This is a genomic window from Pseudomonas sp. GW823-FHT02C05 (genome assembly GCF_058797595.1).
On sequence record NZ_JBXAJU010000010.1, the window covers coordinates 1 to 15,675 of the forward strand.

The 15,675-nt window shown below is 55.8% G+C and carries 13 protein-coding genes and 1 tRNA gene; all 14 read right to left on the bottom strand.

What is annotated here, in order from left to right:
- The coding region (locus AC1RGE_RS31905; RefSeq protein WP_239692276.1) for a GTP-binding protein at nt 1-191 on the bottom strand (191 nt) is incomplete at its 3' end.
- A gap of 34 nt (nt 192-225) precedes the next feature.
- A complete protein-coding gene (gene fusA, locus AC1RGE_RS31910) occupies nt 226-2,373 on the bottom strand; it encodes an elongation factor G (RefSeq protein WP_011063777.1) in 2,148 nt (715 codons plus the stop codon).
- A 30-nt stretch (nt 2,374-2,403) separates the two neighbouring features.
- A complete protein-coding gene (rpsG, locus tag AC1RGE_RS31915) occupies nt 2,404-2,874 on the bottom strand; it encodes a 30S ribosomal protein S7 (protein WP_007925959.1) in 471 nt (156 codons plus the stop codon).
- Between the two features lie 111 nt (nt 2,875-2,985).
- Complete coding sequence (gene rpsL / locus AC1RGE_RS31920) at nt 2,986-3,357, bottom strand: 30S ribosomal protein S12 (protein WP_003186084.1); 372 nt, start codon at nt 3,355-3,357, stop codon at nt 2,986-2,988.
- A 201-nt stretch (nt 3,358-3,558) separates the two neighbouring features.
- Nucleotides 3,559-7,758: a DNA-directed RNA polymerase subunit beta' gene (gene rpoC / locus AC1RGE_RS31925; protein WP_011063778.1), complete on the bottom strand. Its 4,200-nt coding sequence runs from the start codon at nt 7,756-7,758 to the stop codon at nt 3,559-3,561.
- A 64-nt stretch (nt 7,759-7,822) separates the two neighbouring features.
- A complete protein-coding gene (gene rpoB, locus AC1RGE_RS31930) occupies nt 7,823-11,896 on the bottom strand; it encodes a DNA-directed RNA polymerase subunit beta (RefSeq protein WP_011063779.1) in 4,074 nt (1,357 codons plus the stop codon).
- A 221-nt stretch (nt 11,897-12,117) separates the two neighbouring features.
- Nucleotides 12,118-12,483, bottom strand: coding sequence for a 50S ribosomal protein L7/L12 (rplL, locus tag AC1RGE_RS31935; RefSeq protein ID WP_011063780.1), 366 nt, complete (start codon nt 12,481-12,483; stop codon nt 12,118-12,120).
- Between the two features lie 80 nt (nt 12,484-12,563).
- The gene (gene rplJ / locus AC1RGE_RS31940; protein ID WP_011063781.1) at nt 12,564-13,064 is read right to left on the bottom strand and encodes a 50S ribosomal protein L10; all 501 of its coding nucleotides are present in this window, start codon (nt 13,062-13,064) and stop codon (nt 12,564-12,566) included.
- 198 nt (nt 13,065-13,262) lie between these two features.
- The gene (gene rplA / locus AC1RGE_RS31945) at nt 13,263-13,958 is read right to left on the bottom strand and encodes a 50S ribosomal protein L1 (RefSeq protein WP_011063782.1); all 696 of its coding nucleotides are present in this window, start codon (nt 13,956-13,958) and stop codon (nt 13,263-13,265) included.
- Nucleotides 13,958-14,389 (bottom strand): 50S ribosomal protein L11, encoded by a 432-nt coding sequence (gene rplK, locus AC1RGE_RS31950; protein ID WP_003176435.1) that lies wholly within the window; start codon nt 14,387-14,389, stop codon nt 13,958-13,960. The genes rplA and rplK overlap by 1 nt, the downstream gene beginning before the upstream one ends.
- 118 nt (nt 14,390-14,507) lie before the next feature.
- The gene (nusG, locus tag AC1RGE_RS31955) at nt 14,508-15,041 is read right to left on the bottom strand and encodes a transcription termination/antitermination protein NusG (protein WP_002555501.1); all 534 of its coding nucleotides are present in this window, start codon (nt 15,039-15,041) and stop codon (nt 14,508-14,510) included.
- A gap of 9 nt (nt 15,042-15,050) precedes the next feature.
- Nucleotides 15,051-15,419, bottom strand: coding sequence for a preprotein translocase subunit SecE (gene secE / locus AC1RGE_RS31960; protein WP_011063783.1), 369 nt, complete (start codon nt 15,417-15,419; stop codon nt 15,051-15,053).
- A 45-nt stretch (nt 15,420-15,464) separates the two neighbouring features.
- A tRNA-Trp gene (locus AC1RGE_RS31965) sits at nt 15,465-15,540 on the bottom strand.
- Nucleotides 15,541-15,594: 54 nt separating this feature from the next.
- Nucleotides 15,595-15,675 (bottom strand): EF-Tu C-terminal domain-related protein (locus AC1RGE_RS31970; protein ID WP_081309343.1); only part of this gene is annotated, 81 nt, incomplete at its 5' end.

Here is a 15,675-nt window from a genome sequence, read left to right on the forward strand (position 1 = left end):
TTGATGGTGATACCACGAGCTTTTTCTTCTGGGGCGCTGTCGATCTTGTCGAAGTCAACACGAGCCGAACCGAAAACTTCGGAGCAAACGCGAGTCAGAGCAGCGGTCAGAGTGGTTTTACCGTGGTCAACGTGACCGATAGTGCCAACGTTGACGTGCGGTTTGTTACGTTCAAATTTTTCTTTAGCCACGACAATTAACTCCTAGCCTAAAGGGGAGACTGAATCAGCCTTGTTTTTTAACGAGAGCTTCGACGATGTTCGACGGAGCTTCGGCGTATTTGGAGAATTCCATGGAGTAGCTCGCGCGACCCTGAGACATGGAACGAACGTCAGTTGCATAACCGAACATTTCACCCAGTGGCACTTCAGCACGGATAACCTTGCCGGACACCGAGTCATCCATACCCTGAATCAGACCACGACGACGGTTCAGGTCACCCATCACGTCACCCATGTAGTCCTCTGGGGTTACAACTTCAACCTTCATGATCGGCTCGAGCACAACGCCGCCACCCTTCTGGGCCAGCTGCTTGGTCGCCATGGAGGCTGCCACCTTGAACGCCATCTCGTTGGAGTCGACGTCGTGGTAGGAACCATCAAACACGGTAGCCTTCAGGCCGATCAGCGGATAACCGGCAACGACGCCGTTCTTCATCTGCTCTTCGATACCCTTCTGGATAGCCGGGATGTATTCCTTAGGAACCACACCACCAACAACCTCGTTGGTGAAGACCAGACCTTCGGTGATGTTGCCGTTCGCATCGACGTCTGGCTCCGAGAAACGGATCCAGCAGTGACCGAACTGACCGCGACCGCCGGACTGACGAACGAACTTGCCTTCGATCTCGACGTTGCTCTTGCTGATCTTCTCGCGATACGAAACCTGCGGCTTGCCGATGTTGGCTTCGACGTTGAACTCGCGCTTCATGCGGTCAACGAGGATGTCCAGGTGCAGCTCACCCATACCGGAGATGATGGTCTGGCCAGTCTCTTCGTCGGTCTTGACGCGGAACGACGGGTCTTCCTGAGCCAGCTTGCCCAGTGCAATACCCATCTTTTCCTGGTCCTGCTTGGTTTTCGGCTCTACCGCTACCGAAATTACAGGCTCAGGGAAGTCCATACGCTCAAGAATGATCTGCTTGTCGAGATCGCACAGAGTGTCACCAGTGGTGACGTCCTTCATGCCGATCAGAGCAGCGATGTCGCCTGCACGTACTTCTTTGATCTCTTCACGCTGGTTGGCGTGCATCTGCACCATACGACCAACGCGCTCTTTCTTGCCCTTGACCGAGTTGATCACGGAGTCGCCCGAGCTCAGGAAGCCCGAGTAAACGCGCACGAAAGTCAGAGTACCAACGAACGGGTCGGTAGCAATCTTGAATGCCAGAGCCGAGAACGGCTCAGCATCGTCAGCATGACGCTCGTCGTAGTCAGCCTCTACCAGCTCATCCTTCGGCTTCTCGATGAGATCCGGATGGATACCCTTGATCGCCGGGATCTCGGTAGGAGCAGGCAGGAAGTCGATAACGGCATCGAGAACCAGGGGAACGCCCTTGTTCTTGAACGACGAACCGCAGACGGCCGGAACGATCTCGCTAGCCAGGGTGCGCGCACGCAGACCGGCCTTGATCTCTTCGACAGTCAGGTCACCTTCTTCAAGGTACTTGTTCATCAGCTCTTCGTTGGCTTCAGCAGCAGCTTCAACCATGTTGGAGCGCCACTCGTTAGCCAGGTCCAGCATATCGGCAGGAATTTCTTCCTCGCGATAGGTAGTACCCTTGTCGTCGTCGTTCCAGTAGATAGCCTTCATCTTGATCAGATCAACCTGACCTTCGAAGTTATCTTCAGCACCGATAGCCAGCTGGACCGGAACCGGGGTATGACCCAGGCGGTTCTTGATCTGACCAACAACGCGCAGGAAGTTGGCACCGGCACGGTCCATCTTGTTCACGTAAACAACACGTGGAACACCGTACTTGTTGGCTTGACGCCATACGGTTTCAGACTGAGGCTCAACACCGGAAGTACCGCAGAACACAACGACCGCGCCGTCGAGTACACGCAGGGAGCGCTCTACTTCAATGGTGAAGTCAACGTGGCCAGGGGTATCGATAACGTTTACACGATAGTTATCGTATTGGCCGCGCGAACCTTTCCAGAAGGTAGTTACAGCAGCGGAGGTAATGGTGATACCCCGCTCCTGCTCCTGCACCATCCAGTCGGTGGTCGCAGCGCCGTCATGCACCTCACCCATCTTGTGGCTGAGACCTGTGTAGAACAGGATCCGCTCGGTAGTGGTAGTCTTGCCCGCGTCAACGTGGGCACAGATACCGATGTTACGGTAGCGGTTGATTGCTGTAGTACGAGCCATAAAGCCCTCGCAAAATGAATGATGCCGATATTAGAAGCGGTAGTGCGAGAAAGCCTTGTTGGCTTCAGCCATACGGTGAACGTCTTCACGCTTCTTAACTGCAGCACCTTTGCCTTCGGCAGCGTCCAGCAGTTCGCCAGCCAAACGCAGAGCCATAGACTTCTCGCCGCGCTTGCGGGCGAAGTCTACCAACCAGCGCATTGCCAGAGCGTTACGACGGGACGGACGAACTTCGACCGGAACCTGGTAAGTAGCACCGCCTACACGGCGCGACTTCACTTCGACCAGCGGAGCGATGGCGTCGAGAGCTTTCTCGAAGATTTCCAGGGGATCGCTGTTCTTGCGCTCTTTAACTTTTTCCAGCGCGCCATAAACGATACGCTCGGCAACGGCTTTCTTGCCGCTTTCCATTACGTGGTTCATGAACTTGGCGAGGATCTGGCTTCCGTATTTCGGATCGTCCAGAATCTCACGTTTGGCTGCTACGCGACGTCTTGGCATTGATAAGCCCTCAAACGGTCTTCAGGTTAGCTCGGGACAGTTGATCCAATGGACGCGTGCCCGACCTTACTCTTATCGACTCAATATAATTAAAAACTGCAAAACGACCGATTACTTCGGACGCTTGGTACCGTACTTCGAACGACCTTGGTTACGACCTTTAACGCCGGAGGTATCCAGGGAGCCGCGAACGGTGTGGTAACGAACACCTGGCAAGTCTTTTACACGGCCGCCGCGAATCAGTACGACGCTGTGCTCTTGCAGGTTGTGGCCTTCACCACCGATGTACGAGGAAACCTCGAAACCGTTGGTCAGACGCACACGGCACACTTTACGCAGTGCCGAGTTAGGTTTTTTCGGCGTAGTGGTATACACGCGAGTGCACACGCCACGACGTTGCGGGCAGTTCTGCAGCGCAGGCACGTCGGATTTCTCGACGATACGCTTACGCGGCTGACGTACCAGCTGGTTGATAGTTGCCATCTACTAGCTCCACTGTTGTCTTTCGACATAAACAAAATGGCAGAGCAGGAGCTCCACCAAATTTAGGGGTACAAGAGTCTAAAGAGGATCTTGCCCCCAGTCAAGGCAAGGCCCCGGCCTCCCCGATCAGCGAACCTCGACAAAAAGTGTCTTGATTCTCAATCGAAAAAGCCGGGGCCCCGTCTCAATCTACTGCAGACCTCAATTACCGCTGGAGTTCAGCGCTTCAGTCAGTGCTGCTTCGACTTCGCTTGCGCTTACGCGCAGCGGCTTGTCTGCATCACGACGACGCTTACGCTCGCTGTGGTACGCCAAGCCAGTACCGGCCGGGATCAGACGACCCACGACCACGTTTTCTTTCAGGCCACGCAGGTAGTCGCGCTTGCCAGTTACCGCCGCTTCGGTCAGTACACGGGTGGTCTCCTGGAAAGAGGCCGCCGAGATGAACGATTCGGTGGACAAGGACGCCTTGGTGATACCCAGCAGTACGCGGGTGAACTTGGCGACGAACTTGTCTTCGGTGCTCAGACGCTCGTTTTCTACCAGTACGTGAGTCAGTTCCATCTGGTCGCCCTTGATGAAGCTGGAGTCGCCGGACTCAGCGATTTCAACCTTACGCAGCATCTGACGCAGGATGGTCTCGATGTGCTTGTCGTTGATCTTCACGCCTTGCAGACGGTAAACGTCCTGGATCTCGTTGACGATGTACTTGGCCAGCGCACTGACACCCAGCAGACGCAGGATGTCGTGAGGATCGCTCGGACCGTCGGAGATAACTTCGCCGCGGTTCACTTGTTCGCCTTCGAAGACGTTCAGGTGACGCCACTTCGGAATCAGCTCTTCATACGGATCGCTGCCGTCGTTCGGGGTAATGACCAGACGGCGCTTGCCCTTGGTCTCTTTACCGAACGCGATGGTGCCGCTGACTTCAGCCAGAATCGACGCCTCCTTCGGACGACGAGCTTCGAACAGGTCGGCAACACGCGGCAGACCACCGGTGATGTCACGGGTCTTCGAAGTTTCTTGCGGAATACGAGCGATAACATCACCGATCGCAATCTGCGCACCGTCGGCAACGCCGACCAGGGCGTTAGCCGGCAGGAAGTACTGTGCCGGTACGTCGGTACCTGGCAGCAGCAGATCCTTGCCATCCATACCCACCATCTTCACAGCAGGACGGATGTCCTTGCCGGCAGCTGGACGGTCTTTGACGTCAAGCACTTCAATGTTGGTCATACCGGTCAATTCGTCAGTCTGACGCTTGATCGTGATGCCTTCTTCCATGCCCACGTAGGTCACGGTACCTTTCATTTCGGTAACGATCGGGTGAGTGTGCGGATCCCACTTGGCCACGATAGCGCCAGCGTCGACCTTGTCACCTTCTTTAACCGAAATCACAGCACCGTACGGCAGCTTGTAACGCTCGCGCTCACGACCGAAGTCATCAGCGATTGCCAGCTCACCGGAACGGGACACAGCAACCAGGTGGCCATCCACACGCTCAACGTGCTTCAGGTTGTGCAGACGGACGGTACCGCCATTCTTCACCTGAACGCTGTCGGCTGCGGAAGTACGGCTTGCCGCACCACCAATGTGGAACGTACGCATGGTCAGCTGGGTACCCGGCTCACCGATGGATTGGGCAGCGATAACGCCGACCGCCTCACCAATGTTCACCTGGTGACCACGAGCCAGGTCACGGCCGTAGCACTTGGCGCAAATGCCATAGCGGGTTTCGCAACTGATCGGCGAACGCACGATCACTTCGTCGATGCTGTTGAGCTCGATGAATTCAACCCACTTTTCGTCTACCAGGGTGCCGGCAGGAACGATGACGTCCTCGGTACCCGGCTTGAATACGTCACGGGCGATAACACGACCCAATACGCGCTCACCCAGTGGCTCTACAACGTCGCCGCCTTCAATGTGCGGAGTCATCAGCAGGCCGTGTTCGGTGCCGCAATCGATCTCGGTTACAACCAGATCCTGCGCAACGTCCACCAGACGACGAGTCAGGTAACCGGAGTTCGCAGTTTTCAACGCGGTATCCGCCAGACCTTTACGAGCACCGTGAGTCGAGATGAAGTACTGGAGTACGCTCAGACCTTCACGGAAGTTCGCAGTAATCGGCGTTTCGATGATGGAGCCGTCCGGCTTGGCCATCAGACCACGCATACCGGCCAGCTGACGGATCTGTGCTGCGGAACCCCGCGCACCCGAGTCAGCCATCATGTACATCGAGTTGAACGATTCTTGCTCGACTTCGTCGCCATTGCGGTCGATGACCTTCTCTTTCGAGAGGTTGGCCATCATCGCCTTGGATACTTCGTCGTTGGCCTTCGACCAAAGGTCGATCACTTTGTTGTACTTCTCGCCCTGGGTTACCAGGCCGGAGGCGTACTGGCTCTCGATTTCTTTCACTTCGTCGGTGGCAGCACCGATGATGCGAGCTTTTTCATCCGGGATAACGAAGTCGTTAACACCGATGGAAACGCCGGAAATGGTCGAGTAAGCGAAACCGGTGTACATCAACTGGTCAGCGAAGATCACGGTCTCTTTCAGACCAACCACGCGGTAGCACTGGTTGATCAGCTTGGAGATCGCCTTCTTCTTCATCGGCAGGTTGACGACGTCGAACGACAGGCCCTTCGGCACAACCTGGAACAGCAGAGCACGGCCGACAGTGGTGTCGACGATACGGGTGGCGCTCACGCTGCCGCCATCACGATCATTGACGGTTTCGCTGATGCGAACCTTGATCTTGGCGTGCAGAGCAGCTTCGCCGGCGCGGAATACGCGGTCGACTTCCTGCAGGTCGGCGAAAACGCGACCTTCGCCCTTGGCGTTGATCGCTTCACGGGTCATGTAGTACAGACCCAATACAACGTCCTGCGACGGAACGATGATTGGCTCACCGTTGGCTGGCGACAGAATGTTGTTGGTCGACATCATCAACGCACGCGCTTCCAACTGGGCTTCCAGTGTCAGCGGTACGTGCACGGCCATTTGGTCGCCGTCGAAGTCGGCGTTGTACGCAGCACAGACCAGAGGGTGCAGCTGGATAGCCTTACCTTCGATCAGTACCGGTTCAAACGCCTGGATACCCAGACGGTGAAGGGTCGGTGCACGGTTGAGGAGAACCGGGTGTTCACGGATCACTTCAGCGAGAACGTCCCAAACCTCTGGCAGTTCGCGCTCGACCATCTTCTTGGCGGCTTTGATGGTGGTGGCCAGGCCACGCATTTCCAACTTGCCGAAGATGAACGGTTTGAACAGCTCGAGAGCCATTTTCTTCGGCAGACCGCACTGGTGCAGACGCAGGGTCGGACCTACGGTAATTACCGAACGACCGGAGTAGTCAACACGCTTACCGAGCAAGTTCTGACGGAAACGACCTTGCTTACCCTTGATCATGTCAGCCAGGGATTTCAGAGGACGCTTGTTGGAACCGGTGATAGCGCGGCCACGACGACCGTTGTCGAGCAGTGCATCGACAGCTTCCTGCAACATACGCTTTTCGTTGCGCACGATGATGTCCGGAGCGGACAGATCCAGCAGGCGCTTCAAACGGTTGTTACGGTTGATCACTCGACGATACAGATCGTTGAGGTCGGAAGTCGCGAAACGACCGCCATCCAGCGGGACCAGTGGACGTAGATCTGGCGGCAGAACCGGCAGAACGGTCAGCACCATCCACTCTGGCAAGTTGCCGGAACCCTGGAAGGCTTCCATCAACTTCAGACGCTTGGACAGCTTCTTGATCTTGGTTTCCGAGTTGGTTTGCGGAATCTCTTCACGCAGACGGCCAATCTCGTGCTCCAGGTCGATAGCGTGCAGCAGCTCGCGGACAGCCTCGGCACCCATGCGGGCGTCGAAGTCATCGCCGAACTCTTCCAGCGCTTCGAAGTACTGCTCATCGTTCAGCAGCTGACCTTTTTCAAGGGTGGTCATGCCTGGATCGATAACGACATAGCTCTCGAAGTAGAGAACGCGCTCGATATCACGCAGAGTCATGTCCATCAGCAAGCCGATACGGGACGGCAGCGATTTCAGGAACCAGATGTGAGCAACCGGCGAAGCCAGTTCGATGTGCGCCATGCGCTCACGACGAACCTTGGCCAGCGCAACTTCAACGCCGCACTTCTCGCAGATCACGCCGCGATGCTTCAAGCGCTTGTACTTACCGCACAGGCACTCGTAATCCTTTACCGGGCCAAAGATCTTGGCGCAGAACAGGCCGTCACGCTCAGGCTTGAACGTACGGTAGTTGATGGTTTCCGGCTTTTTAACTTCACCGAACGACCACGAACGGATCATCTCAGGCGAGGCCAATCCGATACGGATGGCGTCGAACTCTTCGACTTGACCCTGGTTTTTCAGCAAATTCAGTAGGTCTTTCAAGGCCTTTCCTCCTGGCGGAGCAGAGAGCGGGCAATCCTGCCCCGCTCTCGATTCGCGTCACGTGTTATTCGGTTTCCAGATCGATATCGATGCCGAGGGAACGAATTTCTTTGATCAACACGTTGAAGGACTCGGGCATGCCCGGCTCCATACGGTGATCGCCGTCCACGATGTTTTTGTACATCTTGGTACGACCGTTCACATCGTCCGACTTCACTGTGAGCATTTCTTGCAGAGTGTATGCAGCACCGTATGCTTCCAGTGCCCAGACCTCCATCTCCCCGAAACGCTGACCACCGAACTGCGCCTTACCACCCAGCGGCTGCTGGGTAACCAGGCTGTACGAACCGGTAGAACGAGCGTGCATCTTGTCGTCTACCAAGTGGTTCAGTTTCAGCATGTACATGTAGCCAACGGTAACTGGACGCTCGAACTTGTTGCCGGTACGGCCGTCGGTCAGTTGCATCTGGCCGCTTTCTGGCAGGTCTGCCAGTTTCAGCATGGCCTTGATTTCGCTTTCCTTGGCACCGTCGAACACCGGAGTGGCCATCGGAACACCGCCGCGCAGGTTGTTCGCCAGATCCAGGATCTCCTGATCGGAGAAGCTGTCCAGGTCTTCGTTACGACCGCCGATCTGGTTGTAGATCTCGTCCAGGAAGGTACGCAGTTCTGCGACCTTGCGCTGCTCTTCGACCATGCGATTGATCTTCTCGCCCAGACCCTTGGCCGCAAGGCCCAGGTGAGTTTCGAGGATCTGACCAACGTTCATACGCGAAGGTACGCCCAGCGGGTTGAGGACTACGTCGACCGGGGTGCCATTGGCATCGTGCGGCATGTCTTCAACCGGCATGATCACGGAGACCACACCCTTGTTACCGTGACGACCGGCCATCTTGTCGCCCGGCTGGATGCGACGACGGATTGCCAGGTAGACCTTGACGATTTTCAGCACGCCTGGAGCCAGGTCATCGCCCTGCTGCAGCTTGCGCTTCTTGTCTTCGAACTTGTCGTCCAGCAGACGGCGACGATCAACGATGTAGGCCTGGGCCTTCTCGAGCTGCTCGTTCAGAGCATCTTCAGCCATGCGCAGTTTGAACCACTGGCCATGCTCAAGACCGTCGAGAACTTCATCGGTGATTTCCTGGCCTTTCTTCAGGCCGGCGCCGCCTTCGGCTTTATGGCCGACCAGAGCGGAACGCAGACGTTCGAAAGTAGCACCTTCAACGATACGGAACTCTTCGTTCAGGTCCTTGCGGATCTCGTCCAGCTGGCTCTTCTCGATCGACAGTGCACGAGCATCGCGCTCAACGCCGTCACGAGTGAAGACCTGTACGTCGATAACAGTACCCTTGGTACCGGTAGGTACACGCAGGGAGGTGTCTTTAACGTCGCTGGCTTTTTCACCGAAGATCGCACGCAGCAGTTTCTCTTCCGGAGTAAGCTGGGTCTCGCCTTTCGGAGTGACCTTGCCCACCAGGATGTCGCCTGCGCCAACTTCAGCACCTACATAAACGATACCGGCTTCGTCCAGCTTGTTCAGTGCAGCCTCACCCACGTTCGGGATGTCTGCAGTGATTTCCTCTGGGCCAAGCTTGGTGTCACGAGCCACACAGGTCAGTTCCTGGATGTGGATCGTGGTGAAACGGTCTTCCTGAACCACACGCTCGGACAGGCAGATGGAGTCTTCGAAGTTGAAGCCGTTCCACGCCATGAACGCGATACGCATGTTCTGACCCAGTGCCAGCTCACCCATGTCGGTGGACGGACCATCGGCCATGATGTCGCTGCGCTGAACCCGATCACCCTTGCTCACCAGCGGACGCTGGTTGATGCAGGTGTTCTGGTTGGAGCGGGTGTACTTGGTCAGGTTGTAGATGTCGACACCGGCTTCACCGGTTTCAACTTCGTCATCAGCAACACGAACCACGATACGGCTGGCATCGACCGAGTCGATCACACCGCCACGACGAGCCACGACGCAAACGCCGGAGTCACGGGCAACGTTGCGCTCCATGCCGGTACCTACCAGCGGCTTGTCAGCACGCAGGGTCGGTACAGCCTGACGCTGCATGTTGGAACCCATCAATGCACGGTTGGCGTCGTCGTGCTCGAGGAACGGAATCAGCGACGCTGCAACCGAAACTACCTGCTTCGGCGAAACGTCCATCAAGGTGACGTCTTCCGGCGCCTTGACGGTGAATTCGTTCAAGTGACGAACAGCTACCAGCTCATCGACCAACTGACCTTTGTCGTTCATGGTCGCCGAAGCCTGGGCGATCACGTGATCGGCCTCTTCGATAGCGGACAGGAACACGATCTCGTCGGTTACCAGAGCGTCTTTCACCACACGGTACGGGCTCTCGAGGAAGCCGTACTGGTTGGTGCGCGCATAGGCCGCCAGGGAGTTGATCAGACCGATGTTCGGACCTTCCGGCGTTTCAATCGGGCATACACGACCGTAGTGGGTCGGGTGTACGTCACGGACTTCGAAGCCTGCACGCTCACGGGTCAGACCACCTGGGCCAAGTGCAGAAACACGACGCTTGTGGGTGATCTCGGACAGCGGGTTGTTCTGGTCCATGAACTGGGACAGCTGGCTGGAACCGAAGAACTCTTTCACTGCCGCAGCCACTGGCTTGGCATTGATCAGGTCTTGCGGCATCAAGCCTTCGCTTTCAGCCATCGACAGGCGCTCTTTGACCGCACGCTCTACACGCACCAGGCCAACGCGGAACTGGTTCTCGGCCATTTCGCCAACACAGCGAACACGACGGTTACCCAGGTGGTCGATGTCGTCGACGATGCCTTTACCGTTACGGATGTCGACCAGAGTCTTCAGTACGGCAACGATGTCTTCTTTGCACAGAACGCCGGAACCTTCGATCTCGGTACGACCGATACGACGGTTGAACTTCATCCGGCCAACGGCGGACAGATCATACCGCTCAGGGCTGAAGAACAGGTTGTTGAACAGAGTCTCGGCAGCATCTTTGGTCGGCGGCTCGCCAGGACGCATCATGCGATAGATCTCGACCAGGGCTTCCAATTGGTTGCTGGTGGAGTCGATCTTCAGAGTGTCAGAGACGAACGGACCGCAGTCGATGTCGTTGGTGTACAGAGTCTCGATGCGAACGACCTGAGCCTTGGCGATTTTCGCCAGGATCTCGGTGTTCAGCTCGGTGTTGCACTCTGCCAGGATTTCACCGGTAGCCGGGTGCACGATAGCCTTGGCGGTGGTACGACCCAGGACGTAGTCCAGAGGTACATCCAGCTCTTTGATACCGGCTTTTTCCAGCTGGTTGATGTGACGAGCGGTGATACGACGACCCTGCTCGACAATAACCTTGCCCTTGTCATCCTGGATGTCCAGAACGGCAATCTCACCACGCAGGCGCTGAGGCACCAGCTCCAGGCTCAGGCTCTCGCCTTTCACGTGGAATACGTTGGTGGTGTAGAAAGCGTCCAGCACTTCTTCAGTGGTATAGCCCAGCGCGCGCAGCAGAACCGATGCCGGCAGCTTGCGACGACGGTCGATACGGACGAACACGCAGTCTTTCGGGTCGAACTCGAAGTCCAGCCACGAACCGCGGTAAGGAATGATCCGCGCGGAATACAGCAGCTTACCGGAGCTGTGCGTCTTGCCACGGTCGTGGTCGAAGAATACGCCAGGGGAACGGTGCAGCTGGGAAACGATTACACGCTCGGTACCGTTGATTACGAAGGTACCGTTCTCAGTCATCAGGGGAATTTCACCCATGTAGACTTCTTGCTCTTTGATGTCCTTGATCGCTTTGTTCGACGATTCTTTGTCGAAAATGATCAGACGGACTTTTACCCGCAAAGGTACGGCGTAAGTTACACCACGCAACACGCATTCTTTAACATCAAACGCCGGTTCGCCCAGGCGATAACCGACATACTCCAACGCAGCATTGCCGGAGTAGCTGATGATCGGGAAAACGGATTTGAAGGCCGCATGCAGGCCCACGTCGCGGAACTGATCTTTAGTCGCTCCCGCTTGCAAGAATTCACGATACGAATCCAGCTGGATGGCCAGGAGGTACGGCACATCCATGACGTCCGGCAACTTGCTAAAGTCCTTGCGGATACGTTTTTTCTCAGTATATGAGTAAGCCATCAGCGTTCCCCAGCTTGGTCACCTGCTTATTCGGCTCCTCCCGACGGGAGCAGCCAGAAAATCGTGCAAACCCTTTGGTTTGCGCCACCGCACAGGGTGGGCTACAGCACGTTACTGGCACCGACCCAGTCGGTCGCCAATAACGGAAAAAGGCCGGTGGCAAAAGCCACCAGCCATCAGCCGTTCGCTTAACGCTTGGGCTGGAGACACAAAGTCGATGCTTACTTGAGCTCGACTTTAGCGCCTGCTTCTTCCAGAGCTGCTTTGGCTTTGTCAGCTGCTTCTTTAGCAACAGCTTCCAGAACCATGGCAGGAGCGCCGTCAACTACAGCCTTGGCTTCTTTCAGGCCCAGACCGGTCAGTTCACGTACAGCCTTGATCACGTTAACTTTCTTCTCGCCAGCTTCGGTCAGCATGACGTTGAATTCAGTTTGCTCTTCAACAACAGCGGCAGCAGCAGCTGGGCCAGCAGCGGCAACAGCAGCGGTAACGCCGAAGGTTTCTTCCATTGCTTTGATCAGCTCAACAACTTCCAGAACGGTTTTCTGGCCGATTGCTTCGATGATTTGCTCGTTAGTCAGAGACATGACTATAAATTCCTGTATTGGGGTGACAGCCTACGCAGCCATCAAATTAAACATATGATTTTGAAAGGGCTTGCAGTGCCTTAGGCAGCAGCAGCTTCTTTCTGGTCGCGAATAGCCGCCAGAGTACGAGCCAGCTTGCTGGTAGCGCCTTGAATCACGCTCATCAGCTTCGCAATAGCTTCGTCGCGAGTTGGCAGCGAAGCCAACACGTCGATCTCGTTTGCTGCGAGGTACTTGCCCTCGAACGCAGCTGCCTTGATCTCGAACTTTTCCTGACCCTTTGCGAACTCTTTGAAAATACGAGCGGCAGCGCCCGGATGTTCCTTGGAGAATGCAATCAGGGTAGGGCCGACGAACGCGTCGTTGAGCACGTCATATTGAGTGCCTTCAACAGCGCGCTTGAGCAGGGTGTTACGTACTACACGTACATAAACACCAGCTTCGCGGGCCTCTTTACGGAGTCCGGTCATAGCGCCTACTGTCACACCACGGGCATCAGCCACGACAGCGGACAGAGCGGCTTTGGCAGCCTCGTTGACTTCAGCGACGATGGCCTTCTTGTCTTCGAGTTTAATTGCCACGGGTTTAACTCCTGCTTGTTACCGTTTCATCCAACCGGAGCTGGATGTCGTTTTGGTGTCTGATTCGGTAAGGAACCGGGAGCACCATCTGCGTAGGCTTGAGGTTTAAGACTTGCGTCGCCTACGGTCTTGGATAGCCCCCGCCAGGCAGGGACCCCAATTTTTCAGCGCGCGCAATTGCTTGCACGCGCTTGTGTCTTATACGTCGAGCGAACCCTGGTCGATGACCAGACCTGGGCCCATAGTGGTGCTCAGGGTAACGCGCTTGACGTAGATGCCTTTCGAAGAAGCTGGCTTGATACGCTTCAGGTCAGCGATCAGGGCTTCAACGTTTTCCTTCAGCTTGACGGCGTCGAAGCCGACCTTGCCAACGGAAGTGTGGATGATGCCGTTTTTGTCGGTGCGATAGCGAACCTGACCAGCCTTGGCGTTCTTAACTGCCGAAGCTACGTCTGGAGTAACGGTACCGACTTTCGGGTTAGGCATCAGGCCGCGAGGACCCAGAACCTGACCCAGCTGACCCACAACGCGCATTGCATCCGGGGAAGCAATAACCACGTCATAGTTCAGGTCGCCGCCTTTCATTTCGGCAGCCAGATCGTCCATACCTACGCGGTCTGCACCGGCAGCCAGAGCAGCTTCAGCTGCTGGGCCCTGGGTGAACACAGCTACACGTACAGTCTTGCCAGTGCCGTGTGGCAGCACAGTAGCGCTACGAACAACCTGGTCAGATTTACGTGGGTCTACGCCCAGGTTCACAGCAACGTCTACGGACTCGCTGAACTTAACGGTCGACAGCTCGGTCAGGAGAGCGGCGGCTTCTACGAAGTTGTAGGCCTTGCCTGCTTCAATCTTGCCGGCGATAGCCTTTTGGCGCTTGGTCAGCTTAGCCATTACACACCCTCCACGTTAAGGCCCATGCTACGAGCAGAACCGGCGATAGTACGCACGGCTGCATCCATATCAGCTGCAGTCAGATCCGCGTTTTTGGTTTTCGCGATTTCTTCCAGCTGAGCACGGGTAACAGTGCCAACCTTAACGGTGTTTGGACGAGCGGAACCGCTGGTCAGGCCAGCAGCTTTCTTCAGCAGAACCGAAGCAGGGGTGCTCTTAGTTTCGAAAGTGAAGCTGCGGTCACTGTAAACAGTGATGATCACAGGAGTCGGCAGGCCTGGCTCAAGACCCTGAGTACGGGCGTTGAAAGCTTTGCAGAACTCCATGATGTTCACGCCGTGCTGACCCAGAGCTGGACCAACGGGTGGACTTGGGTTGGCCTGAGCGGCCTTAACTTGCAGCTTGATGTAAGCAGTAATCTTCTTAGCCATGAGGCACTCCAATTACGGGTTCAGACGCCTAGATAGGCTCCCCGGTTACTTGCGCGTTTATCCCAGTGACGACAAAACCCCACAGCCTAAGGCTGCGGGGTATGGGATTCTCGTTCAGTTATGCCTTCTCGACCTGACTGAACTCTAGCTCTACCGGAGTAGAGCGACCGAAAATGAGCACTGCCACCTGAATGCGGCTCTTTTCGTAGTTAACTTCTTCAACCGTACCGTTAAAGTCAGCGAATGGGCCGTCAGTAACACGGACCACCTCACCCGGCTCAAACAGGGTCTTAGGCTTGGGCTTGTCGCTGCCATCAGCAACGCGACGCAGAATCGCTTCCGCTTCTTTGTCAGTGATAGGAGCCGGCTTATCGGCAGTACCACCAATAAAGCCCATGACACGAGGAGTGTCCTTGACCAAGTGCCAAGTACCCTCATTCATATCCATCTGTACCAGCACATAGCCTGGAAAGAATTTACGCTCGCTTTTGCGCTTCTGGCCATTGCGCATTTCAACCACTTCTTCAGTGGGGACCAGAATCTCGCCGAAGCCATCTTCCATGCCAGCCAGCTTCACACGCTCGATCAACGAACGCATTACATGCTTCTCGTAACCCGAGTAAGCATGCACAACGTACCAACGCTTAGCCACGGGACACCCTTAGCCAACAATCAAGGAAACAAGCCAGCCGAGCAGGGAATCTAGCCCCCACAACAGCAACGCCATGACCAGAACCACAGCCACAACAATCAACGTGGTCTGCGTGGTCTCTTGGCGAGTTGGCCATACGACTTTACGAATCTCAGTGCGCGCTTCCTTAACCAGGACAAAGAACGACTTACCCTTGGCAGTCTGCAAGCCAACGAAGGCAGCAACTGCAGCAATGACAAGTAGCGCCAAGACACGGTACAGGATCGGCGAAGCAGAGTAGTACTGATTGCCAACAACACCAACAATCACCAAGGCAACAACAACCAGCCACTTGAGCAGATCGAAGCGAGAGCCTTGAGCTTCAGCCTTAGGAGTCATCTATGAAGATCCTGTGAAAAGAAAGCCAGACACATTGAGTGAATCTGGCAGGTCAGGAGGGAATCGAACCCCCAACCTACGGTTTTGGAGACCGTCGCTCTGCCAATTGAGCTACTGACCTAAAAACAAAATCAGGCCGACCATTATGTCGGCCCGATGGAGATATATCAAGAACTTATTCGATGACTTTGGCTACGACGCCAGCGCCGACGGTACGACCGCCTTCACGGATAGCGAAACGCAGACCATCTTCCAT

Coding starts and splice junctions, on each gene's coding strand:
- rplL (WP_011063780.1), bottom strand. CDS start 12,483: ATGTCTCTGACTAACGAGCAAATCATCGAAGCAATCGGCCAGAAAACC.
- fusA (WP_011063777.1), bottom strand. CDS start 2,373: ATGGCTCGTACTACAGCAATCAACCGCTACCGTAACATCGGTATCTGT.
- rpsL (WP_003186084.1), bottom strand. CDS start 3,357: ATGGCAACTATCAACCAGCTGGTACGTCAGCCGCGTAAGCGTATCGTC.
- rplK (WP_003176435.1), bottom strand. CDS start 14,389: ATGGCTAAGAAGATTACTGCTTACATCAAGCTGCAAGTTAAGGCCGCT.
- rpsG (WP_007925959.1), bottom strand. CDS start 2,874: ATGCCAAGACGTCGCGTAGCAGCCAAACGTGAGATTCTGGACGATCCG.
- rpoB (WP_011063779.1), bottom strand. CDS start 11,896: ATGGCTTACTCATATACTGAGAAAAAACGTATCCGCAAGGACTTTAGC.
- rplA (WP_011063782.1), bottom strand. CDS start 13,958: ATGGCTAAGCTGACCAAGCGCCAAAAGGCTATCGCCGGCAAGATTGAA.
- secE (WP_011063783.1), bottom strand. CDS start 15,419: ATGACTCCTAAGGCTGAAGCTCAAGGCTCTCGCTTCGATCTGCTCAAG.